Source organism: Falsiroseomonas oleicola, assembly GCF_019029495.1.
Classification (GTDB): Bacteria; Pseudomonadota; Alphaproteobacteria; order Acetobacterales; family Acetobacteraceae; genus Falsiroseomonas; species Falsiroseomonas oleicola.
In genome coordinates this window covers 736,874-757,856 of record NZ_JAERQM010000002.1, presented here as the reverse complement: position 1 = coordinate 757,856, position 20,983 = coordinate 736,874, and the positions used below count along the sequence as shown (strand labels likewise).

The 20,983-nt window shown below is 68.4% G+C and carries 23 protein-coding genes; 7 read left to right on the top strand and 16 right to left on the bottom strand.

The window, feature by feature from the left end; genetic code table 11:
- Nucleotides 1–217: 217 nt before the first annotated feature.
- From JJQ90_RS10445 to JJQ90_RS10430, 4 genes are all read right to left on the bottom strand, one after another.
- The gene (locus JJQ90_RS10445) at nucleotides 218–1,198 is read right to left on the bottom strand and encodes an NAD(P)-dependent oxidoreductase (RefSeq protein WP_216875003.1); all 981 of its coding nucleotides are present in this window, start codon (nucleotides 1,196–1,198) and stop codon (nucleotides 218–220) included.
- A gap of 117 nt (nucleotides 1,199–1,315) precedes the next feature.
- Complete coding sequence (locus JJQ90_RS10440; RefSeq protein ID WP_216875002.1) at nucleotides 1,316–2,257, bottom strand: PDR/VanB family oxidoreductase; 942 nt, start codon at nucleotides 2,255–2,257, stop codon at nucleotides 1,316–1,318.
- 167 nt (nucleotides 2,258–2,424) lie between these two features.
- Nucleotides 2,425–2,712, bottom strand: a complete 288-nt coding sequence (locus tag JJQ90_RS27625) for an MOSC domain-containing protein (protein WP_230410582.1) — start codon at nucleotides 2,710–2,712, stop codon at nucleotides 2,425–2,427.
- A gap of 213 nt (nucleotides 2,713–2,925) precedes the next feature.
- The gene (locus JJQ90_RS10430; RefSeq protein WP_216874998.1) at nucleotides 2,926–3,909 is read right to left on the bottom strand and encodes a Bug family tripartite tricarboxylate transporter substrate binding protein; all 984 of its coding nucleotides are present in this window, start codon (nucleotides 3,907–3,909) and stop codon (nucleotides 2,926–2,928) included.
- Nucleotides 3,910–4,005: 96 nt separating this feature from the next.
- Between JJQ90_RS10430 and JJQ90_RS10425 the strand changes: the two genes are divergently transcribed.
- Nucleotides 4,006–4,575 (top strand): helix-turn-helix domain-containing protein, encoded by a 570-nt coding sequence (locus tag JJQ90_RS10425; RefSeq protein ID WP_216874996.1) that lies wholly within the window; start codon nucleotides 4,006–4,008, stop codon nucleotides 4,573–4,575.
- Between the two features lie 288 nt (nucleotides 4,576–4,863).
- Here the strand turns inward: JJQ90_RS10425 and JJQ90_RS10420 are convergent, their stop codons facing one another.
- Genes JJQ90_RS10420 through JJQ90_RS10385 form a run of 8 tightly spaced genes read right to left on the bottom strand, consistent with a single transcriptional unit; the run spans nucleotide 4,864 to nucleotide 11,344 of the window.
- A complete protein-coding gene (locus JJQ90_RS10420) occupies nucleotides 4,864–5,229 on the bottom strand; it encodes a HesB/IscA family protein (RefSeq protein WP_216874994.1) in 366 nt (121 codons plus the stop codon).
- Between the two features lie 14 nt (nucleotides 5,230–5,243).
- The gene (locus JJQ90_RS10415) at nucleotides 5,244–5,615 is read right to left on the bottom strand and encodes an SUF system Fe-S cluster assembly protein (protein WP_216874992.1); all 372 of its coding nucleotides are present in this window, start codon (nucleotides 5,613–5,615) and stop codon (nucleotides 5,244–5,246) included.
- Nucleotides 5,608–6,087: a Fe-S cluster assembly sulfur transfer protein SufU gene (gene sufU, locus JJQ90_RS10410; protein WP_457851882.1), complete on the bottom strand. Its 480-nt coding sequence runs from the start codon at nucleotides 6,085–6,087 to the stop codon at nucleotides 5,608–5,610. The genes JJQ90_RS10415 and sufU overlap by 8 nt, the downstream gene beginning before the upstream one ends.
- The gene (locus JJQ90_RS10405) at nucleotides 6,084–7,325 is read right to left on the bottom strand and encodes an aminotransferase class V-fold PLP-dependent enzyme (RefSeq protein ID WP_216875262.1); all 1,242 of its coding nucleotides are present in this window, start codon (nucleotides 7,323–7,325) and stop codon (nucleotides 6,084–6,086) included. The genes sufU and JJQ90_RS10405 overlap by 4 nt, the downstream gene beginning before the upstream one ends.
- Complete coding sequence (gene sufD, locus JJQ90_RS10400) at nucleotides 7,325–8,635, bottom strand: Fe-S cluster assembly protein SufD (protein WP_216874990.1); 1,311 nt, start codon at nucleotides 8,633–8,635, stop codon at nucleotides 7,325–7,327. The genes JJQ90_RS10405 and sufD overlap by 1 nt, the downstream gene beginning before the upstream one ends.
- Nucleotides 8,632–9,381 carry a Fe-S cluster assembly ATPase SufC gene (sufC, locus tag JJQ90_RS10395; protein ID WP_216874988.1) on the bottom strand — a complete coding sequence of 250 codons (750 nt, stop codon included), beginning with the start codon at nucleotides 9,379–9,381 and terminating at the stop codon, nucleotides 8,632–8,634. The genes sufD and sufC overlap by 4 nt, the downstream gene beginning before the upstream one ends.
- Nucleotides 9,382–9,392: 11 nt before the next feature.
- Entirely contained in the window at nucleotides 9,393–10,886 is a 1,494-nt protein-coding gene (gene sufB, locus JJQ90_RS10390; RefSeq protein ID WP_216874985.1) for a Fe-S cluster assembly protein SufB, read from the bottom strand.
- A gap of 11 nt (nucleotides 10,887–10,897) precedes the next feature.
- Nucleotides 10,898–11,344, bottom strand: a complete 447-nt coding sequence (locus tag JJQ90_RS10385) for an Rrf2 family transcriptional regulator (protein ID WP_216874983.1) — start codon at nucleotides 11,342–11,344, stop codon at nucleotides 10,898–10,900.
- Nucleotides 11,345–11,493: 149 nt separating this feature from the next.
- On the opposite strand from JJQ90_RS10385, the gene JJQ90_RS10380 reads away from it, so the two are divergent.
- Nucleotides 11,494–12,381, top strand: coding sequence for an alpha/beta fold hydrolase (locus tag JJQ90_RS10380; protein WP_216874981.1), 888 nt, complete (start codon nucleotides 11,494–11,496; stop codon nucleotides 12,379–12,381).
- On the opposite strand, the gene JJQ90_RS10375 is transcribed toward JJQ90_RS10380, so the two are convergent.
- The 4 genes from JJQ90_RS10375 to JJQ90_RS10360 are packed head-to-tail and all read right to left on the bottom strand — an operon-like array spanning nucleotide 12,359 to nucleotide 15,215.
- Nucleotides 12,359–12,718, bottom strand: a complete 360-nt coding sequence (locus JJQ90_RS10375) for a hypothetical protein (RefSeq protein WP_216874979.1) — start codon at nucleotides 12,716–12,718, stop codon at nucleotides 12,359–12,361. The genes JJQ90_RS10380 and JJQ90_RS10375 overlap by 23 nt on opposite strands.
- A gap of 19 nt (nucleotides 12,719–12,737) precedes the next feature.
- On the bottom strand, nucleotides 12,738–13,703 hold the full coding sequence (locus JJQ90_RS10370; protein ID WP_216874977.1) for an ABC transporter substrate-binding protein: 966 nt from the start codon (nucleotides 13,701–13,703) through the stop codon (nucleotides 12,738–12,740).
- 20 nt (nucleotides 13,704–13,723) lie between these two features.
- Entirely contained in the window at nucleotides 13,724–14,485 is a 762-nt protein-coding gene (locus tag JJQ90_RS10365) for an ABC transporter permease (protein ID WP_216874975.1), read from the bottom strand.
- On the bottom strand, nucleotides 14,478–15,215 hold the full coding sequence (locus JJQ90_RS10360; protein WP_216874972.1) for an ABC transporter ATP-binding protein: 738 nt from the start codon (nucleotides 15,213–15,215) through the stop codon (nucleotides 14,478–14,480). The genes JJQ90_RS10365 and JJQ90_RS10360 overlap by 8 nt, the downstream gene beginning before the upstream one ends.
- A 148-nt stretch (nucleotides 15,216–15,363) precedes the next feature.
- On the opposite strand from JJQ90_RS10360, the gene JJQ90_RS10355 reads away from it, so the two are divergent.
- The 5 genes from JJQ90_RS10355 to JJQ90_RS10335 are packed head-to-tail and all read left to right on the top strand — an operon-like array spanning nucleotide 15,364 to nucleotide 20,982.
- A complete protein-coding gene (locus JJQ90_RS10355) occupies nucleotides 15,364–16,275 on the top strand; it encodes an SDR family NAD(P)-dependent oxidoreductase (protein ID WP_216874970.1) in 912 nt (303 codons plus the stop codon).
- Complete coding sequence (locus tag JJQ90_RS10350; RefSeq protein ID WP_216874968.1) at nucleotides 16,275–17,426, top strand: acyl-CoA dehydrogenase family protein; 1,152 nt, start codon at nucleotides 16,275–16,277, stop codon at nucleotides 17,424–17,426. The genes JJQ90_RS10355 and JJQ90_RS10350 overlap by 1 nt, the downstream gene beginning before the upstream one ends.
- A complete protein-coding gene (locus JJQ90_RS10345; RefSeq protein WP_216874966.1) occupies nucleotides 17,423–19,465 on the top strand; it encodes an acetate--CoA ligase family protein in 2,043 nt (680 codons plus the stop codon). Before JJQ90_RS10350 ends, JJQ90_RS10345 begins: the two co-directional genes overlap by 4 nt.
- Nucleotides 19,466–19,487: 22 nt before the next feature.
- On the top strand, nucleotides 19,488–20,300 hold the full coding sequence (locus tag JJQ90_RS10340) for a nitroreductase family protein (RefSeq protein ID WP_216874964.1): 813 nt from the start codon (nucleotides 19,488–19,490) through the stop codon (nucleotides 20,298–20,300).
- Nucleotides 20,293–20,982, top strand: a complete 690-nt coding sequence (locus JJQ90_RS10335; RefSeq protein ID WP_230410521.1) for an NUDIX hydrolase — start codon at nucleotides 20,293–20,295, stop codon at nucleotides 20,980–20,982. Before JJQ90_RS10340 ends, JJQ90_RS10335 begins: the two co-directional genes overlap by 8 nt.
- Nucleotide 20,983 lies beyond the last annotated feature (1 nt).

Genomic DNA, 20,983 nt, shown 5'->3' with positions numbered 1-20,983 from the left:
CCGCCTCAATCGCCGGCGCGTCCTCCGGACGCTTGGCTGCGCGACACATGTCGCGGCGGCCATCCGGCCGCTCAGACCGGTCATGCGACCGGTCTGCACATGATTCCGCCTCAATCGCCGGCGCGTCCTCCGGACGCTTGGCTGCGCGACACATGTCGCGGCGGCCATCCGGCCGCTCAGACCGGTCATGCGACCGGTCTGCCGGTCGGGTGCGCGTCTAACCCGCTACGCCCAGCGCCTGCGGATTGACGCAGGCATCCGGCGGCAGCGCCTGCCCGCGCAGCGCCGCCAGCACATGGGTCGCGGCGGCCTGGGCGGTGGCGCTGCGGGCGACGGTGGTGGCCGCGCCCATATGCGGGCTGAGCACCGCATTCGGCACGCCGATCAGCGGATTGCCCGGCAGCGGCGGCTCGGTGGAGAGCACGTCGAGGCCGGCGCCGTAGATCCGGCCCTCCCGCAGCACCTCGGCCAGCGCCGCCTCGTCGATCAGCCCGCCGCGCCCGGTATTCACCAGGATCGCCTCCGGCCCCAGCAAGGCGAGTTCGGCGGCGCCGATCATCTGGCGGTTCTGCGCGCTCATCGGCGCATGCAGCGACACGACATCCGACTGCCGCAGCAGATCATGCAGCGACGCCGCGGCGGTGACGGGCGCGATGTCGCCGCGCCGCGCCAGGTTGGGGCTATAGGCCGAGACCTTCATCCCGATGGCCAGCGCCATTCGCGCCAGCCCCTGCGCGATGCGCCCATAGCCCACCAGGCCGAGCCGGCGGCCATGCAGCTCGATCCCCATCCTGGACCGGTCCCAGGCCCCGCCCTGGGTGGCGACCGTATGGCGCGGGATGTTGCGCGCCACGGCCAGCATCAGGCCAAGGCTGTATTCCGCCACCGACTGCGCATTGGCGCCCACCGCCGTCAGCACCGGAATGCCGCGCGCCGTGGCACCTTCCACATCGATCAGGTCATAGCCCACCGCGGCGCGGGAGATGACGCGCAGGCTCGGGCAGCTCGCCATGGCCGCCCCGGTGATCGGAATGGCGCGGGAGATGACGCCCTGCACCGGGGTGGTGGCGAGCTTGCGCTCCATCTCCGCCCGCCCGCCCTCCAGGCTGACGAAATCCACCGTGCAGCCGGCGGCTTCGAGGAGCGAAAGGCCCGCGGGTTCCAGGCGGGCGGCGGTCACGAGGATATGGAAGCTCATATGGTGGGAATCGCGCGCGAGCGGGGCGCGGTCAATACGCGCATGGCGTTCCACCACTGATGCGCGATTCGCAGCCGCGGCCGGTTTCCCCGGCCGCAGGTCGCCCGTTAGGGGGCATCACAGCGCCAGCCGCAGCCGCCCCCTGCCCCGCGACACGCAGGCCGTCATCACGCCGCGCCGGGCGGCGGGGGAAAGACACACGTCGCGATGCTCCGGCTGCCCGGCCTCCACGCCCACCACGCAACTGCCGCAGGCGCCATATTCGCAGGCGGCGTCCACATTGTGGCCGGCCTCGCGCAGCACCTCCAGCAGGCTGCGATTCGCCGGCACGGGCAGCACGGCGCCGGAGGAGGCGATCTCCACCTCGAAGGCCTCGCCCTGGCGCGCCACCTCCCGGTCCAGGCCGGTGAAGTGTTCCAGATGCGCCGTGCCTTCCGGCCAATGCGCAGTCGCGGCGGCAAAGCCTTCCAGCATCCGCGCCGGGCCGCAGGCATAAGCATGGGTGCCGGGTGTGGGCGTCGCGAGCAGCGCGGCCAGGTCGAGTCGCGCACCCTCCGCCGCGATCCAGGGATGCAGACGCGGGCCGAGCCGGTCCCGAAGCTCCGCCAGGAAGGGCGCCTCCACCCGGGATCGCGCGCAGAAATGGAGCGCAAAATCGGCGCCAGAGCGCTCCAGCTCCGGCAGCATGGACAGGAAGGGGGTGATGCCGATGCCGCCCGCCACCAGCACATGGCGCACCGCGCCCTCCGCCAGGCCGAAACCCTGCTGGGGGTGGCTGGCCAGCAGCCGGGTGCCGGGCAACGCGGCCGCATGCAGCCAGGCGCTGCCGCCCTGCCCCGCATCCTCCCGCAGCACCGCCACCTGCCATTCCTCGGGCCGCGCCGGGTCGGAGGTGAGCGAGTAGAGGCGCCGCCGGCCATCCGGCAGCGCCAGGATGGTATGCGCGCCACCCCGGAAGGCGGGGAAGGCCGGGCGCTTCGTCGGCCGCAGGGTCAGCGCCACCACGCGCGGCGTCACCTGCTGCCGCGCAACCACCTCCACCCCCATCAGCAGCTTCATATAAAAGCCCTCAGTCGTGCCACAGGCACGCCCATGGCGTGACGGGCGCGCGCTTGGCTCGTCGCGCCGAAGGCGCGCCTTCGGCGCGAAGCACTTGCGGCGGCGGCCATTCGGCCGCTCGGCCGGCAAAAGGCGCCGGCCGCAGGTGGCACAGTCGTGAGCACTGTTCAGACCGGCTCGATCACATCGCCCGGCCGGATCGTCCCACCCTGGATGATGCGGCAGTTGAGGCCGGAGCGGTTCAGCAGCGGGTTGAACAGCGGCCGGCCCAGCAGGTCGTCCAGGTACTTGCAGGGCACGTTCAGCCGGCCGCCGAACAGCACCACCTCCCCCACCTTGAAGTGGCGGCCGACCAGATGGTTCAGCGGCACGCCCTGCGTCGTCAGGTTGCGGCGGCTTTCATGCGGCGCCAGGTCCAGCCCATGGTCGCGGCGCAGCCCTTCGAGCGTTTCCATCTCGATCAGCGTGCATTGCCGGTCCTCATGCGGCTTGTAGCTGTAGGTGCCGCGGCCGGTGGCGTAGCGGTCGCCCTCGATGCCGACACCGGCGATCATATGGGCGGCCGCCAGTTCCTCCATCTCCATCGAGGCCTGTTCAGCGATATGGGCGGCGATCAGCCGGCCGCGCCATGGGTATGTTTCTGTCACCTGCGTTCCCTTTTATCGTGTTCAGCCTGCGGTGACGCCCGCCAGCAGCGGACGCCAGCGCGTCACCTCCCGGTCCACCAGCGCCCGGAAATCCGCGCCGCTGCCACCCAGCGGCAAGGTGCCCTGCTGCGTCAGCCGCGCCTTCGTCTCCGGCGCGGCCAGCGCCTCCGCAAAAACCTGGTTGAGCCGGACCAGCACCGCGTCCGGCGTGCCGCGCGGCGCGACGATGCCGGAGGTGGAGCCATTCTCCAGCCCTGGCAAGCCAGCCTCGGCCGCCGTCGGCACATCCGGCATCAGCCCCACCCGTTCCGGCGAGGCCACCGCATAGCCGCGCAGCGTGCCGGCCTGGACATGGGCGATGATGACCGGCGTGGCCTCCGCCGTCATGGAGACCTGGCCGGCCAGCACCGACTGCACGCTGGCGGAACCGCTGCGGAAATGCACCTCCAGCAGCTTCGCCCCGGTCAGGTTCTGGAAGGCCAGTTGCGTGAGATGCGGCGAACTGCCGGCGCCGGCGGTGCCATAGGTCAGCGCCTCCGGCCGCGCCTTCGCGGCAGCGATCAAACCGGCCAGGTCGCGGGCGCCGACGGAGGGATGCGCCACCAGCACATGCGGCGTGCTCGCCACCGCCACCACCGGCACGAAATCCCGCCCTGGATCATAGGGCATGTTCGGATAGATGACGGTGTTGACCGAGAACATCGAGACCGAAGCCACCAGCAGCGTATAGCCATCCGGGGCCGCCTTCGCGACGAAATCCCCGGCGATATTGCCATTCGCCCCCGGCCGGTTCTCCACCACGATCGGCACGCCAAGCCGGCTGCCCGCACCTTCCGCGACGATGCGGGAAACCAGGTCGGTGATGCCGCCCGGCCCGAAAGGCACCACCAGCCGCACCGGGCGGCTGGGATAGGCCTGCGCCCTGGCCAGGCCAGGGGCCAGGAACGGCGCGGCGAGGCCCGCAGCCAGCAACAGGCGGCGGGGAATCGGCTTGCAATCGGTCATGTCACGTCAGCCCTCTGTCGGTGATGCCTCCCCGGTTGAGCCTGTGCTAGGCTGTCCGGGTTTCCTGTGTGGAAACAAGTATCCTGCGAGGAAACCGTGTCGTCAACAGAAATGGAAGCACCCGAGGCCGCCGGGCTGGGCGACCGCCTGCGCGCCCGGCGACAGGCCGCCGGGCTGAGCCTCGCCGCCCTGGCGGAAGCCACCGGCCTGACCAAAGGCTACCTCTCCAAGGTCGAACGCGGCGTCGGACAACCCTCGATCGGCACCATCTACCGCCTGGCCGACGCCCTCGGCCTGCCCGCCGCACAACTGCTCACCCATGGCGGCCCACCCAGCGCCCTGGCCGACATCACCCGCGCCAGCCCCGCCACCCCACCCCAGGACGGCGACCTGCTGTTGCGCCCGCTCTTCCCCAGCAACACCGGCCAACTCATCGCCCTGGAAATGTGGCCACCCCTGCAAGCCCGCCCGAGCCAGGACACCTCCACCCACGCCGGCGAAGAACTCCTCCACGTCCTCTCCGGCCAGATGGAAATCCTGTTCGAAAACCAAACCCTGCTGCTCAACACCGGCGACACCCTGCGCTTCGACGCCCGCCGCCCCCACCGCACCCGCTCCCTCGGCCCACAGCGGGCCCGGGTGCTGCTGGTTCTGGTCGAAGGGTAGGCCGGGGGTGCTGCGCTGGTTGTTTGCAAGGAGGGCTCCGCCCTCCCTGCACGCTCCCGCCAAGGGGCAGTGGCCCCTTGGAACCCTTTGATTCATGAGCGGAAATGGAAAGGGGCCAGAGGTCCCGCCTGTTCGACGGTCCCGCTGGCCCCTTTCCATTTCCGCTCAAGGTCCTGAGGTCCAGGAGGCCACTGCCTCCTGGCAGGGGGTGCAGGGGGACGGCGTCCCCCTGCAAATCACCCAGCGCAACCCCAGGCCTAACCCTCCGCCAGAATCACCCGCCCGGGTTCAGACGTGGAAGCTTTCGCCGCAGCCGCAGCGGCCTTTTTCGTTGGGGTTGGTGAAGGTGAAGCCGGCGGACATGGCTTTCACTTCGTAGTCCATGATGGTGCCGATCAGGAACAGGGTGGCTTTGCGGTCGACCACGACGGTGACGCCCTTGTCGGTCACCACTTCGTCGCCGGGGCCGGGGCCGTCGACCCAGGTCAGGTCGTAGGCCATGCCGGAGCAGCCTTTGGTCTTGACCGCGATGCGCAGCGTCTTGCCGGCTTCACCGGTGGCGTAGAGGCCGCGCAGGCGTTCGGCGGCGGCGTCGGACAGGCCCATCAGGGGTGGCAGGGCGCGGCGTGGGCGGGTCTGGGTGGTGGTGCTCATCGGGGTATCCCCCTTCAATACATGTTCAGCGCGAGGCGCGCGTCTTCGCTCATCCGGCTCTGGTCCCAGGGTGGGTCCCAGACGACTTCGACGGTCACGTCGGTGACGCCGGGCACGGCGCGCACCGCTTCCTCCGCCTGGGCCGGCAATTCCTGGGCCGAGGGGCAGGAGGGGGTGGTGAGGGTCATTTCCACCTTGACGTGGCCGTCATCGCCGATTTCGACGGCGTAGATCAGGCCGAGTTCGTAGATGTCGACCGGGATTTCCGGGTCGAAGACCGTCTTGAGGACGGAGATGACGGCGTCCTCGTTCACCCGCACGGGGGGTTCCGTGCCGCCCTCGGGGGTCCAGGTGCCGTGGATTGGCGCTGTCGGGGTCTCACTCACTGCTCGCCTCCTTCGCGCCGCCGTCGAGCGCCGCGTTCAGCGTGTGCCAGGCCAGCGTCGCGCATTTCACCCGGCTCGGAAAGTCATGCACGCCGGAGAGTGGTGCCAGGCGTTCCATGTCCTCCGCGATGTCGCCGCCGCAATCGGGGCAGATGCCCGTCATGGCCAACGCCCGGAAGTTCTCGCCCATCTTGCGGGCCTGGTCCTGCGTCTTGCCGCGGACCGTGTCGGTCATCAGGGAGGCGCTGGCCATGGAGATGGCGCAGCCCCGCCCTTGAAAGGCCGCGTCCTGGATATGGCCATCCGGCGCGAGTTTCAAAAACAATTCCATGCGGTCGCCGCACATCGGGTTGTCCCCGCGCGCGCTGCGATCCGCGTCGTCGAGCCGCTTGAAATTGCGCGGCTTGCGACCGTGATCGAGGATCACTTCCTGGTACAGGTCGCGAAGGTCATCGAACAGACCGCCACTCATCGAAAGAACTCCCGCGCCTGTTGCAGCGCATCGGCCAGCAGATCGACCTCCGCCGGCGTGGTGTAGAGGCCGAAGGAGGCGCGGCAGGTGCTTTCCACATCGAAGCGCGCATGCAGCGGCTCCGCGCAATGCCGGCCGGAGCGAACGGCGATGCCGGCGCGGTCCAGCAACGTCGCCACGTCATGCGCATGGGCCGTGTCGAGTGCGAAGGCGAAGACGCCGCCGCGATCCTGGGCGCGGCCGAGCAGCGTCACGCCCTCGATCTGCGGCAGGCGGGCCATGGCGCGATCGACCAGGGCGCGTTCATGCGCCTCGATCGCCGGCATGCCGATGGCGGTGACGTAGTCGATGGCGGCGTGCAGGCCGATCGCCTCGATGATCGGCGGGGTGCCCGCTTCGAACTTTGCCGGGTAGGGCGCCCAGACGGACCGCTCGAAGGACACCTCGGCGATCATGTCGCCGCCGCCGAGGAAGGGGGGCATCGCCTCCTGCAAAGCGCCCTTGGCATAGAGCACGCCGATGCCCGTCGGGCCGTAGAGCTTATGGCCCGTGAAGACGTAGAAATCGGCGTCGATCTCGCGCACATCGACGCGGCGATGCACGGCGGCCTGGCTGCCATCGAACAGCACCTTGGCGCCGGCCTCATGCGCCATGCGGGCGATCTGCGCGGCGGGGGTGACGGTGCCGAGCACGTTGGACATATGCGTGACGGCAACGAGGCCAACCTTGCCGTCCGCCAGCTTCGCGGCGAGATCGTCGAGATCCAGCTCGCCGCTGTCGGTGATGCGGCACACCCGCAACTCCAGGCCGTGCGCGTCGCGCGCCATCTGCCAGGGCACGATATTCGCGTGATGCTCCATCTCGGAGATCACCACCGCCTGCCCCGGCTTCATCACGCCGCGGCCATAGCTGTGCGCGACAAGGTTGATGGCGTTGGTGCTGCTGCCGGTGAATATGATCTCGCGCACATCGCCCGCGTTGAGAAAACGCGCCACGGCGCCGCGCGCGGCCTCATAGGCCTCGGTCGCCTGCTCGCTCATGTGGTAGGCGCCGCGATGGACGTTGGCGTAGGCCGTCTCCATCATCCGCACCATGGCGCCGATCACCTGGCGCGGCTTCTGGGCGGAGGCGCCGCTGTCGAGGAAGGTGAAGGGCTTGCCCCGCACCTTCTCCGCCAGGATCGGGAAATCCGCGCGGATTGCTTCCAGGTTCAGCGGCGGCGCCATGTGCCCGTCCATCACGCGGCCTCGATCCCGCCCTGGATGCCCTGGCGCTGCCACCAGCCGGCAACGGCGCCCGACAGCGCTTCCCGGATGTGTTCATCCGCCACGGCGTCCACCGCCTCCGTCAGGAAGGCCTCGACCAGGATCGCCTTGGCCTGCTCCGCCGGAATGCCGCGGGAGCGCAGGAAGAAGATCTGCTCCGCATCCAGCTCGCCCACCGTGGCGCCATGGCTGCACTTCACATCGTCGGCGTAGATTTCGAGCTGCGGCTTGCTGTCGATCTCGGCCTCGGGCGAGAGCAGCAGCGCCTGGTTCATCTGATAGCCGTCGGTCTTCTGCGCCACCTGCCGCACCAGGATCTTGCCCTGGAACACACCGCGCGATTTTCCCGAGAGCACCGTCTTGTAGGTCTGGCGCGAGGAACAGTCGGGGGCGGCGTGATCCAGCGCGGTCGTGGTATCCGCATGCTGCCCATCGGCCAGCAATTGCACGCCGTTCATGTGGCATTCCGCCTTCGGCCCGCAAAGCGCGACATGGATCTCGTTGCGCGCCAGCCGGCTACCCGCGTTGAGCGTGAAATTGTCGTAGGTGCCGCCTTCCTGCACGCGGGCATAGACGGTCGACAGGAAGAAGGCCTCGCGCCCCTCCTGCTGAAGCCGGCCATGATTCATCCGCGCACCTGCGGCGACCTCGATCTCGAATACCGGATTGTGCAGGTAGCGCGCGCGCACCGGCCCCGCCGCCGTCTCGATCAGCGTCAGCGACGCGCCGGCGCCGAGCCGCACCAGGTGGCGCGGATGGAAGGCAGGCGCCCGCTCGCTTTCGGTCGCGAAGGAAACGAGGTGCAGCACGCCGGCCGCGACACCTTCCGGCACGCTGACCACCAGCCCATCCTCGAACAGCATGCCGTTCAGCGCGGCGAGCGCCTGCTCCTCCGGCCGCACCAGCGCGCCGAGGCGCGCCTCCAGCGTCGGCAGCGCCCAGGCGAGGTTCTCGACCGTGTAGGACAGGCCCTCGAGGTTCGAGAGATCGGCGCGAAAACGGCCGTCGATGAAGACGGCGCGCGGGCCGGTCGCCGGCGGCAGGGCCAGCGCATCATCCACGCCGGTCAGCGGCTCGCCGAAGACGCTCGCATTGACCGCAGCAAGGTCGGTGTACTTCCAGGCTTCGACGCGCCGCGTCGGAAAGCCCTGCGCGCGGAAAGCGGCGGCGCTGCGGTCGCGCAGCGCCTCCACCCAGGGAAGGGAGGCGCCGGGCAGCCGCCCGCGCAGCCCCTCATGCCGCCCCAGGAAGGCGGCGGGTCCGGTACCGTTCATCGCGGTCATGCGGCGGCTGCCTGGATGGCGCCGTAGCCGGAGGCTTCCAGCTCCTCGGCCAGTTCCGGCCCGCCCGACTTCACGATGCGGCCGGCGGAGAGCACATGCACCCGGTCCGGCACGATATGCGTCAGCAGTCGCTGGTAGTGGGTGATGACAAGTGCCGAAAACGCCGGCCCGCGCAGGCTGTTCACCGTATCCGCCACCAGCTTCAGCGCATCGATGTCGAGGCCACTGTCGGTCTCATCCAGCAGCGCCAGCTTCGGCGACAGCAGCGCCATCTGGAGCATTTCGTTGCGCTTCTTCTCGCCGCCGGAGAAGCCGACATTCACCGGGCGCTTCAGCATGTCATCCGGCATGTTCAGCACCTTCATGCGGGCGCGTGCCAGCTTGAGGAACTGGATGGCGTCGATCTCCGCCTCGCCCTTGGCGCGCCGCACCGCGTTCAGCGCCGTGCGCAGGAAGTTGGCATTGCCGACTCCGGGCAGCTCAACCGGCGCCTGAAAAGCCAGGAACACGCCGGCCACGGCGCGTTCCTCCGGCTCCATCGCCAGCAGGTCGATGTCGCCGAGGGTGACGGAGCCTTCCGTCACCTCATAGCCATCACGCCCCGCCAGCACGTAGCTCAGCGTGGACTTGCCGGAGCCGTTCGGCCCCATGATGGCGTGGATCTCACCCGCCGGAATCGTCAGGTTCAGCCCATTCAGGATCTGCTTGCCGTCGACGGTGGCGTGCAGGTTTTCGATCTTCAACATATCAGCAATCCTTACCCGACCGAGCCTTCAAGACTGATCTGCAGCAGCTTCTGCGCTTCCACGGCGAATTCCATCGGCAGCTCCTTCAGTACCTCGCGGCAGAAGCCGTTGACGATCATGCCAACCGCATCTTCCTGCGTCAGGCCGCGGGAGCGGCAGTAGAACAACTGGTCTTCCGCGATGCGGCTGGTGGTGGCTTCGTGCTCCACCTTCGCCGTCATGCAGCGGTTCTCGATATAGGGCACGGTATGCGCGCCACACTGGTCACCGATCAGCAGGCTGTCGCATTGCGTGAAGTTGCGCGCGCCGGCCGCCTTCGGGCTGATTTTTACCAATCCACGATAGGTGTTCTGGCCGAAGCCCGCCGAGATGCCCTTGCTGACGATCGTGCTGCGCGTGCGCTGGCCGATGTGGAACATCTTCGTGCCAGTATCGGCCTGCTGGTGGTTGTTGGTGATCGCCACCGAATAGAACTCGCCCACGCTGTCATCGCCGATCAGCAGGCAGGACGGGTACTTCCAGGTGATGGCGGAGCCGGTTTCCACCTGCGTCCAGGACACCTTGCTGCGCTTGCCGCGGCAGGCGGCGCGCTTGGTGACGAAGTTGTAGATTCCGCCCTTGCCTTCCGCATCGCCCGGATACCAGTTCTGGACCGTGCTGTACTTGATGCTGGCGTCATCGAGCGCGACGAGTTCCACCACCGCCGCATGCAGCTGGTTCTCGTCCCGCATCGGCGCGGTGCAGCCCTCGAGGTAGCTGACCTTGCTGCCCTCATCCGCGATGATGAGCGTCCGCTCGAACTGCCCCGTGCTCTTCGCATTGATGCGGAAGTAGGTGGACAACTCCATCGGGCACTTCACGCCCTTGGGGATGTAGACGAAGCTGCCATCGGTGAAGACGGCGCTGTTCAGCGCGGCATAGTAGTTGTCGCCCTGCGGCACCACCGAACCGAGATATTGCTGCACCAGTTCGGGATGCGTCTGCACCGCCTCGCTGATCGCGCAGAACACGATCCCGTCCTTCGCCAGCCGCTCCTTGTAGGAGGTGGCGACGGAGACGCTGTCGAACACCGCATCCACCGCGATCGGCATGCGCCCGCCTTCGGAGGGGCTGTCGCCCGCGCCCTCGACGCCGGCCAGGATCGCTTGCTCCTTCAGCGGAATGCCGAGCTTGGCATAGGTCTTCAGCAACTCCGGATCGACCTCATCGAGGGACTTCGGACCCTGCTTCGGCGCCGCGTAGTAATAGGCGTCCTGGAAATCGATCGGCGGATGCTTCACGGCGGCCCAATGCGGCACTTCCATGGTCAGCCAATGGCGATACGCCTTCAGCCGCCATTCCAGCAGCCAGGCGGGCTCCTTCTTCTTCGCGCTGATGAAGCGAACGATGTCCTCGTTCAGCCCCTTCGGCGCGAAGTCCATCTCGATATCGGTCTCGAAGCCCCACTTGTACCCGCCGTCATTGACGGCCTGAACGGCTTCGATGGTTTCAGTGACGGCGGCCATAGCGGCTGCTCCTACTCGGCGGCGAGAACGGGCTGGGGGACGGCACGGCGGGCGGGCATGGGGGAGGCGATTTCGCTGACCATGATGGCGGAAAGCGCGCCGCGGATGGCGGCATTCACCGGGTCCCAGCGACCGCGCACGGGGCAGGTCTGCTCCGCCTCGCAGAAGCCGAAACCGCCATCGACGCAGGCGGTCAGCGCGATCGGTCCGTCCATGGCGACGATCACCTCCGACAGGCCAAGGGAGGCCAGGGGGCGCAGCAGGCGGTAGCCGCCGCGGGCACCGCGCAGCCCCTCCACCACCCCGGCCTGGGACAGCATTTTCAACACCTTGGCCACCGTGGGCTCGGCAATGCCGGTGCCGGCGGCAAGGCCGGGCGCGGTCTGCACCCCGCCCTCCGCCTCAAGACGGGAGAGCACCACCACGGCGTAATCGGTGAATTTCGAAACCCGCAACATGCGGTAAGAACTCCTGCCGCCGTTTAAAGGGGACCTTATCAGTCCGGATTGCAGATGCGCTTGCCCCCCTTCGATGTCAAGGCGAGGCGTCTTGCGATAGGAGGACTCAATCGGCACGATTGGGCTTTCCGACCTGGGATACCAATACCATGCCGAGTCTGCTGACCGATGACGGGGTGACCCTGCACTATGAGGAGGCCGGCAGCGGCACCCCGATGGTCTTCGTCCATGAATATGCGGGCGACCATCGGTCCTGGGAGGCGCAGATGCGCTTCTTCTCCCGCCGCTATCGCTGCATCGCCTATGCCGCCCGGGGCTACACCCCCTCCGAAGTGCCCTCCGACCCGGAAAAGTACAGCCAGGACCGGGCGACGGATGACATCGCCGCCGTCATCAAGGGGCTGGGCCTGGGCCCGACCCATGTGGTGGGGCTTTCCATGGGCGGCTTCGCCACGCTGCATATGGGCCTGCGCCATCCGGACCTGGCCCGCAGCCTGGTCGCCGCCGGCGTCGGCTATGGCGCCGCCCCGGGCAAGACCGCGCAATTCCATGCGGAGACGGACGCCGCCATCGCCCGCATCCGGGCGGAGGGGATGGACAGGTTCGGCCTGACCTACAGCCGCGGCCCGACCCGCCTGGTCTTCGAGGAGAAGGACCCGCGCGGCTATGCCGAATTCCAGGCCCAGCTCTGCGAGCACAGCACGGAGGGCTCCGCGCTGACCATGAACGGCGTGCAGCGCCGCCGGCCCAGCCTGTTCGACCTGGAAGCCCAGTTCCGCGCCATGACGGTGCCGACGCTGGTGATCGCCGGCGACGAGGACGACCCCACGCTGGAGGCCAGCCTCTACCTCAAGCGCACCATCAAGAGCAGCGCCCTGCTGGTGATGCCGAAGTGTGGGCACACCATGAACCTGGAGGACCCGGACGCCTTCAACCGCGCGGTGCTGGATTTCGTGACCCAGGTGGATGGCGGCCGCTGGACCAACCGCATTCCGGCCAGCCTGGCCGGCGGGATTATCGCGGCGTCGGAGAAGTAGGCGCGGCGCCGGCCTGCCGGCGCAGCCGCTTCACGCGGCGGCGCTGGTAGGCCGCAATATCCCGCGCCAGCGGCAGGCGCGGGTCGAAGCGCAGATGCGTGAGGGAGACATAGGCCGCCTGCCCCGTCGCATCCGCGCCGAAGTCCAGCTTGCAGACGATGCCACCCTCATCCCCCGCATAGCTGAGCGCCACGATATGGCAGTCCGGCCCGAGCCGCATGGTCGGATTCTGCTGCCGGAGCATGGCGAGCAGCTCCGGCGTGGGGTGCGCGGGCAAGGGCAGCGCGGCTTCGATCCGCGCCTGAAGGCGGCCGGTGGCCTCGATATCGTCGATCACCCCGGCCGCCCTCCCCTGCTCAGATCATAACGCGCCCAGCGGCAGCCGCCGCCAGCGGTTCCTTCCAGATCACTTCGGCCGGCGTCACTTCCTTGCTCAGCCGGTTCATGCCGCGAAGCTGGTCGATGGCGAGCTGGATATTGCCGACGCTGTCGGGCGTCAGGTTCATCTTGTACTCGACCTTGGTCATCAGCTCCGCGATGAAGGCACGGTCCTGGCGCAGGAAGCGCGCGACCTGGGCGGCGGCCTCCGTCGGGTTGCTGGCGATGAATTCCTGCGCCTGGATCAGCGCGCGCATCATGCGCGTCGTCGCCTCCATGTTCGACTGCGCCCAGCCCTTGTTCATGTAGACGAAGTTGCGGACGATCTGGATCTGCTCGTTGGAGACGAGGATCTTGGTGTTCGGAATGGCGCGCATGGCGCGCGTCGGCCAGGGCTCCCACACCGCGAAGGCGTCGATATTGCCGCGCTCCAGCGCCGCCACCATCTCCGGCGCCTCGACATTGACGATGGTGTAATCTGCGGGATTGAGATTGAGCTTGGAGACGACGGATAACCAAAAAGTCTCGCTGCCGGTGCCGCGCGCGACGCCGACCTTCTTGCCCTTCAGCGCCTCCATATTCTCCACATTGCGGCCGAGCACGCTGATCCAGCGCAGCAGCGCCGTGCCCTCCGCCACCGCGACCACATTCGGGTCCACCAGATGGGCGGAGACGCCGGCCTGTTCGGCGCCATAGGCGGAGTTGATCTGATTGCCGATCAGGAAGGCGATCATGGCGGAGCCGGAGGGGCCGGTGTTCACCGTCACGTCCAGCCCGTTGCGGGTGAAGAACCCGCCTTCGCGGGCGACGTAATAGGGCGCGAAGGACGGGTCCACGCCGGTGGCGATGGTCATCTTGATCGGCGCGTTCTGGGCAAAAGCGGGGGCGGCCAAGGGGGCGGCGAGTGCGGCGCCGCTGGCGGCGAGAAGGGTTCGGCGAAGCATGTTGTTGTTCTCCCTGTTGGTCACATGGTCGGGTTGAAGCGACCCGCGAAGGCGCGGATCAGCAGGCGAAACACGCGGTCCGTCGCGAAGCCCAGCAGACCGAGCGAAATCAGCGCGACAAAGATGTCCTCCACCTGCATGAACAGGCGGGCATCCCACAGCATCTTGCCCAGCCCGTCATTGCTGGCGACAAGCTCCGCCGCCACGATGGTGACGAAGGCATTCGCCATCGCCAGCCGCATGCCGGTCAGGATGTAGGGCACCGTCGCCGGCAGGGCGACAAGCGCAAAAACCTGGAACTTGTTGGCGCCCAGGCATTGCGCCGCGCGAATCTTGTCCTTGCCCACCGCGCCGACGCCGGCCGCCGTGGCGATCACCACCACGAAGACGGTGGTATAGGCGATCAGGAAGATCTTGCTCTCCTCCCCGATGCCGAACCAGATCACCGCGACGGTGATCATGGCGACGGCGGGGATGAAGCGGAAGAACTCCGTCCAGGGTTCCAGCAGCAGACGCACCGGGCGAAAGCTGCCGATGGCGAGGCCGATGGGGATGCCGATGGCGGAGCCCAGCAGAAAACCCTGGATGATGCGGCGCATCGAGGCCCAGACGGATTCCTGCAGCAGCCCGTCCGCGATCAGCACCCAGCCGCGCTCGAAGACCGGAAACGGCGAGGGAAACAGCACCGAGCGGACAATGAAGACGGAGGCCAGGTGCCAGATGGCGAACAGCAGCGCGAAGCCGATCAGATAGCCGGCGACGGTGGCGGCGCGGCTATTCATGGGGGTGGATCTCCTCATGGATCAGCGCATGCACCTGGCGGAAGCAGGCCATGAAGGCGTCGGAGGTGCGTTCCCGCGGGAAGGGCAGGTCGATCGGCACCACGGCCTTCAAGGTGCCGCCCGGACCGCGCTTCATCACGCCGACGCGGGTGGCCAGCGCGCAGGCCTCCTCGATGTCATGGGTGATGAACAGCACCGTCTTGCGGTTCTCCGACCAGATTCGCGAAAGTTCGCCCTGCAGCACCGCCCGCGTCATCGCGTCCAATGCGCCGAATGGTTCGTCCATCAGCAGCATGCGTGGGTCGTTCGCCAAGGCGCGGGCGATCTGGATTCGCTGCTTCATGCCGCCCGAAAGTTCGGAGGGGTGCTTCGCCCCCTGCCCCGTAAGACCCACCATGTTCAAAAAACGGTCGGCAATGGCGCGCCGCTCGCCGCGCCCCATGCTCCGCAACCGCAGGCCGAAGGCAATGTTGTCCCGCGCGGTCAGCCAGTCATAGAGGCTGTCATGCCCCTGGAAGACCACGCCCCGATCGGCGCCCGGGCCGCGCACGGGCCTGCCCTCCAGCCGGATTTCCCCGCTCGTTGGCCTGTCGAACCCCGCCAGCATGTTCATCACCGTGGTCTTGCCGCAGCCCGAAGTGCCCAGCAGGCAGAAGAATTCGCCCTCCGCCAACTCCAGGTTGAAGTCCCGCACCGCCTCATAGGCGCCGGTGCGGCCCCTGAACGTCATGCCGACCCCATCCAGCTCCACAAAGCCCAAGGTGATCTCCCACTTGTATCCAGGGTTGAGTTTAGGGCACCGCCGGGTTGCGGCAAGCCGGCTTCACGCCCCGGCGGTGCGGGATTAGAAGCGGGCTGCGCAGATAGGAGGCAAACGGATGATGCTCGAGGGCAAGGTGGCGGTCGTCACCGGGGCCGGTGGCGGTATTGGGCGCGAAATTGCCCTCGCCATGGCGCTGGCCGGCGCGAAGGTCGTGGTGAACGACATCGGCGCGAGCCTGACCGGCGAGGGTCCGACCAGCGCGAGCCCCGGCGAGCAGACGGTGGCCATCATCCACCAGCGCGGCGGCCAGGCGGTGGCCAATACCGACAGCGTGGCCGACTGGGCCAGCGCCCAGCGCATCATCGGCAGCGCGCTGGAGGCCTTCGGCCGCATCGACATCGTGGTCAACAATGCCGGGATTCTGCGGGACCAGATCTTCCACAAGATGTCGCCGGAGGAATGGCTGGCGGTCATCAATGTGCATCTGAACGGCAGCTTCTTCGTCAGCCGTGCCGCCGCCGAACATTTCCGGAAGCAGTCGTCGGGCGCCTATGTGCACATGACCTCCACCTCCGGCCTCATCGGCAATTTCGGCCAGGCGAATTATTCCGCCGCGAAGCTGGGTGTGGCGGCGCTGTCGAAGTCGATCGCGCTGGACATGCAGCGCTTTGGCGTGCGGTCCAACTGCATCGCCCCCTTCGCCTGGTCGCGCATGACCAGTTCCATCCCTTCCACCACGGAGGCCGAGAAGGCCCGCGTGGCGCGGCTGCAGCAGATGACGCCGGACAAGAACGCGCCGCTCGCGGTGTTCCTGGCCAGCGACGCGGCGAAGGACGTCACGGGGCAGATTTTCGCCGCGCGCCACAACGAACTGTTCCTGTTCAGCCAGCCGCGGCCCATCCGCTCCACGCACAGCGCCGGCGGCTGGACTCCCGAGACGATCGCCGAGACCGCTCTGCCCGCTTTGCGCAGCCACTTCCTGCCGCTCGATCGCTCCGGCGACGTGTTTTCCTGGGATCCCGTCTGATGGACTTCTCGCTCACCGAGGAACAGGTCGCGTTCCAGGATTCCGTCCGCCGCTTCGCCGAGCAGCACCTGGCCAAGGACGCGCTGGCCCGCGCGCATGATGAGCGCTTCCCCTGGGATGTCGCCAAGCTGATGGCGGAGAACGGGCTGTTCGGCATCATGGTGCCGGAAGCCGATGGCGGCCAGGGCGGCACGCTGTTCGATGCGATCCTCGCCATGGAACAGATCGCCTATGTCTGCCCGCGCAGCGCCGATGTGCTGCAGGCCGGCAATTTCGGCGCTTTTCGTACATTCGCCGAATACGCGACCCCGGACCAGAAGACGCGCTATTTCGAACCGCTGCTGCGCGGCGAGACCATCGCCGCCGTTGGCATGACGGAGCCGGATGCGGGATCGGCGCTGACCGACCTGAAGACCACCGCAACCAAGGTGCAGGGCGGCTATCTGCTGAACGGCGGCAAGGTCTTCACCTCCAATACCGAGGATGCGGGCGTCTTCGTCATCTACTGCCGCTTCGCCCCCGGCGTGAACGGCATCGGCTCCGTCCTGCTGGAACGCGGCATGGAGGGATTCCGCCTCGGCCAGCCCAGCCGCTACATGAATGGCGAGACCTGGTGCGCGCTCTATTTCGACAATGTCTTCGTGCCTGACGAGAACCTGCTTCTCGGCGAGGGCGGATTCCGGAAGCAGATCGCGGGCTTCAACGTTGAGCGCGCGGGCAACACGACGCGCGCCTTGGCGCTCGGCGAATACTGCTTTCGCCAGGCCAAGGCCCATGCCGAACAGCGCAAGCAGTTCGGCCGGGCGCTGATGGAATTCCAGGGCCTGCAATGGAAGTTCGCGGAGATGCGCGTCGCGCTGGATAGCGCGCAGCTGCTGCTCTACCGCGCCGCCGTGCGCGCCAAGGACGGGCTGCCGGATGCGCAGGACGTCGCCATGGCGAAATACGCCTGCAACCAGGCGGGCTGGATGTGCTCGAACGAGTCCATGCAGATCATGGGCGGCACGGGCTACAGCCAGGACCTGCTGATCGAATACTGCGTGCGCAAGACGCGTGGCTGGATGATCGCGGGCGGCAGCCTCGAGGTGATGAAGAACCGCATCGCCGAGGGCGTCTTCGGCCGCAGCTTTTCGCAGAGGCCGCCCAAGTGACGCCTCTGGCGCAAGCGCTTCTCAATCCGCGCCGCATCGCACTGATCGGTGCCTCCGCCGACGAACAGCGGCTGACGGCGCGCCCTCAGCGCTACCTGCGCCGCCATGGTTTCACGGGGGAGTTGTTCCCCGTGAATCCGCGTGCAGCCGAGGTGCTGGGCGAGCGCGCCTATGCCACCCTGGCCGACATCCCGGGCGAAATCGATTTCGCCTACATTCTGCTCGGCACGGACAATGTCGAGGCGCAGGTCGTGGCTTGTGCAGCCCGCAAGATTCCCGTGGCCTGCGTGCTGGCCGACGGCTTTGCGGAATCGGGGCCGGAGGGCGCGGCCTTGCAGGCGCGCGTGCTGGCCGCCGCACAGGCCAGCGGCCTCCGGCTGCTCGGCCCCAACTCCATGGGCATCGTCAACCTGAACGCCCGCACGGCGCTCACCACCAATGCGGCGCTGGAGGCGGAGGAACTGCCGGCCGGTCGCGTCGCCCTGGTCTCCCAATCCGGCTCGATGATGGGCGCGCTGCTGTCGCGCGGCGCGGCGCGGGGGCTTGGCTTCTCGCATCTCATCGGCACGGGCAATGAGGCCGATCTGACGGCGGGCGAAATCGCCTCCCTGCTGCTCGACGATCCGGATGTGGATGCGGTCGCGCTGTTCCTGGAAGCGATCCGCGCGCCGGAGCAGATGGCCACCGCCGCCGCCAAGGCGCGCGATCTGCGCAAGCCGATCATAGCCCTGAAGCTCGGCCGCAGCCCCTTCGGCGCGGAGCTTGCCACCAGCCATACCGGCGCACTCGCGGGCAGCGATGCGGCGGCCGATGCCTTCTTCCGCGCCCACGGCATCTTGCGGGTCTCCATGCTGGAATCCCTGCTGGAATTACCCCTACTTGTCGCCGGGCGGCGTGCGCCCGCGCACAGCCATCGCGCGGTCAGCGTGATGACGACGACGGGCGGCGGCGGTGCGCTGGCGGTCGACGCGCTCGGCGTGCTGGGGATCGAGGCACGCAAGCCGGACGCCAAGGCCGGCGCGAAGCTGAGCTCGGGAGGATTCAACAGCCATGCGCGGCTGCTGGACCTGACGCTGGCCGGCGCCCGGCCGGATCGCGTCATGGCGGCGCTGGATGCGCTGCGCGCCGCCGATGACACGGACCTGGTGCTGGCCGTCATCGGCAGCTCGGCGCAGTTCCGGCCGAAGGATGCCGTCGCCGGCATCGTCGAGGGCGTGAAGGTGCCGGGCAAGCCGGTGGCCGCCTTCCTCGCGCCGCAGGCCGAGGCGTCGCTCCGCCTGCTGGCGGAGGCCGGCATCGCCGCCTTCCGCACGGCCGAGAGCGCCGCGGATTGCATCAACGCCTATTGCGCCTGGCAGGCCCCGCGCGACATTCCCGCCCCCACCCCGCCCACCACCACCCTGCCCGCGCGGCCGGATGAGGCGGATGCGCGCGGGTTGTTCGCCACGCTGGGCCTCGATTCGCCCTTCGCCGTCATGCAGGACACGCCGCCGGAGGGCATCGCCTATCCGGTGGCGCTCAAGATCCTGTCGCCGGACATCGCGCATAAGACGGAAGTCGGCGGCGTCATGCTGAACATCCCGGACGCGGCGGCACTGGCGGAGGCTGCCGCCGCCATGCGGGCGCGCGTCGCCGTCGCGGCGCCACAGGCGAAGATCACCGGGCTGCTGGTGCAGACGATGCGCAAGGGTCTGGCGGAGGCCATTCTCGGCTTCCGCCGCGATCCGGAAGTCGGGCCGGTGGTTCTGCTGGGCGCCGGCGGCGTGCTTTCCGAACTGCATCGCGACATCGCCCTGCGCCTGGCACCCGTCGATCTGGAGACAGCTCGGGACATGATCGCGGAGGTGCGCGCGCTGAAACCGCTATCCGGCTGGCGCAACCTGCCGAAGGGCGATCTGGACGCGCTGGCGGAAGCGGTCGTCGCGGCATCGCGCCTCGCGGCGCTGGACCAGGTGGCGGAGGCGGAGATCAACCCGCTGATGGTCGGCCGGCCGGGCGAAGGCGTGACCGTCGCCGATGCCTGGGTGGTGCTGCGCTGAGCGGCGTGGGAGGCTATAGGACATGGACGCCGAAAACCTGATCCGCGCGCGCTACGGCGCCCTGCCCTTCACCCCGCCCGCCGAAATCCCCGCCGGCCTGGCCATGCTGCTGGACCGGCGGGTCACCCGCCGCTACCGGCCGGACCCGCTGCCGGATGCGCTGCTGGATCTGGTGCTGGCCGGCGCGCAATCCGCGCCCGCGAAATCCGACCTGCAGCAATATTCCATCCTGGTGACGCGGGATACGGCCAAGATTGCGCAGGTGGCGGATGCCATCGGCACCATGCCCTGGATCAAGGACGCGCCGGTGCTGCTGCTGTTCTGCGGCGACATCCGGCGCGGGCGCGAAATCTGCGCGGCCCATGGCCGCGACCATGCCAATGACAGCATCGACACCTTCCTGAATGCCAGCGCCGACGCCGCGCTCGCCATGGGCTTTGGCATCCTGGCGGCGGAGGCCCTGGGGCTCGGCACCTGCCCGATCTCCTATGTGCGCAACAACCTGGATCTGGTGCGGCACCTGTTCGGCCTGCCAGAGGGGGTGTTTCCCCTGGCCGGCCTGACGCTCGGCTTCCCCGCGGCGCGCAACGAGACCTCCCCCCGCCTGCCTCCCTCCGTGGTGGTGCATCGGGAGGTCTATGACGACAGTGGCCTTGCCGCCGCCCTGCCCGGCTATGACGCGCTGCGCCCGCCGGGCAAGCCGCGCTATCCGGATGTGCATGGGCCGAAGCCGGAAGGCTGCACATGGTCCGAGAATGCGGCGCGGCAGTTGTCCGTGCCGGAACGCGCGAATTTCCGCGCCTGGCTGGCGACGAGGGGCATCAACCTTGGCTGACGCGACCGCCGACAACCCCGGCGGCGCCGGCGACCTGATCCCGGCGCCGCGCAAGCGCGCGGTGGTGCCGCGCCATGCGGCCAGCCTGATCGTCTGGCGGCCCGGGACCAAGGGGGGCTCCGGCGAGCCCGAGATCCTGATGGGCATGCGCCACGCCAAGCACAAGTTCATGCCGAGCATCCTGGTCTTCCCGGGCGGCCGGGTGGATCGCGGCGACCACGGCGTGAAGACGCTTTCGGAGATGAAGCCGGAGACCCTCGGGCTGCTGGCACACCGGGCCAAGCCGTCGCTGGCGCGCGCCTTGGGCGTCGCCGCCGTGCGTGAATTGTATGAGGAGACGGGGCTGCTTCTGGGCGAGCTTCGCGGCACGCGGCTGCTGGCCGACCTCGCCCCGCTCGACTACCTCTGCCGCGCCGTGACGCCGACCACGCGCAGCATGCGCTTCAACGCCCGCTTCCTGATCGCCCCCGCCGAGGCGGTGCGCGGCGAGATCAGCGGGTCGGGAGAGTTGGAGGGGCTGGCCTGGTATCCGCTGAGCGAGGCTCGCGCGGCGAAGCTGGCGGATATCACCGCCAAGATCCTGACCGAGTTCTCGGAATGGCTGGAGGTGCCGGCGGCGAAGCGGGCGGAGCGGCCGCGGATCGTCTTCCGCGGGCAGGACAACCGGCTGAGCGACGGGTAAG

Coding starts and splice junctions, on each gene's coding strand:
- JJQ90_RS10445 (WP_216875003.1), bottom strand. CDS start 1,198: ATGAGCTTCCATATCCTCGTGACCGCCGCCCGCCTGGAACCCGCGGGC.
- JJQ90_RS10440 (WP_216875002.1), bottom strand. CDS start 2,257: ATGAAGCTGCTGATGGGGGTGGAGGTGGTTGCGCGGCAGCAGGTGACG.
- JJQ90_RS27625 (WP_230410582.1), bottom strand. CDS start 2,712: ATGGAAACGCTCGAAGGGCTGCGCCGCGACCATGGGCTGGACCTGGCG.
- JJQ90_RS10430 (WP_216874998.1), bottom strand. CDS start 3,909: ATGACCGATTGCAAGCCGATTCCCCGCCGCCTGTTGCTGGCTGCGGGC.
- JJQ90_RS10420 (WP_216874994.1), bottom strand. CDS start 5,229: ATGAGCACCACCACCCAGACCCGCCCACGCCGCGCCCTGCCACCCCTG.
- sufU (WP_457851882.1), bottom strand. CDS start 6,087: ATGAGTGGCGGTCTGTTCGATGACCTTCGCGACCTGTACCAGGAAGTG.
- JJQ90_RS10405 (WP_216875262.1), bottom strand. CDS start 7,325: ATGGACGGGCACATGGCGCCGCCGCTGAACCTGGAAGCAATCCGCGCG.
- sufD (WP_216874990.1), bottom strand. CDS start 8,635: ATGACCGCGATGAACGGTACCGGACCCGCCGCCTTCCTGGGGCGGCAT.
- sufC (WP_216874988.1), bottom strand. CDS start 9,381: ATGTTGAAGATCGAAAACCTGCACGCCACCGTCGACGGCAAGCAGATC.
- sufB (WP_216874985.1), bottom strand. CDS start 10,886: ATGGCCGCCGTCACTGAAACCATCGAAGCCGTTCAGGCCGTCAATGAC.
- JJQ90_RS10385 (WP_216874983.1), bottom strand. CDS start 11,344: ATGTTGCGGGTTTCGAAATTCACCGATTACGCCGTGGTGGTGCTCTCC.
- JJQ90_RS10380 (WP_216874981.1), top strand. CDS start 11,494: ATGCCGAGTCTGCTGACCGATGACGGGGTGACCCTGCACTATGAGGAG.
- JJQ90_RS10370 (WP_216874977.1), bottom strand. CDS start 13,703: ATGCTTCGCCGAACCCTTCTCGCCGCCAGCGGCGCCGCACTCGCCGCC.
- JJQ90_RS10365 (WP_216874975.1), bottom strand. CDS start 14,485: ATGAATAGCCGCGCCGCCACCGTCGCCGGCTATCTGATCGGCTTCGCG.
- JJQ90_RS10360 (WP_216874972.1), bottom strand. CDS start 15,215: ATGACGTTCAGGGGCCGCACCGGCGCCTATGAGGCGGTGCGGGACTTC.
- JJQ90_RS10355 (WP_216874970.1), top strand. CDS start 15,364: ATGATGCTCGAGGGCAAGGTGGCGGTCGTCACCGGGGCCGGTGGCGGT.
- JJQ90_RS10350 (WP_216874968.1), top strand. CDS start 16,275: ATGGACTTCTCGCTCACCGAGGAACAGGTCGCGTTCCAGGATTCCGTC.
- JJQ90_RS10340 (WP_216874964.1), top strand. CDS start 19,488: ATGGACGCCGAAAACCTGATCCGCGCGCGCTACGGCGCCCTGCCCTTC.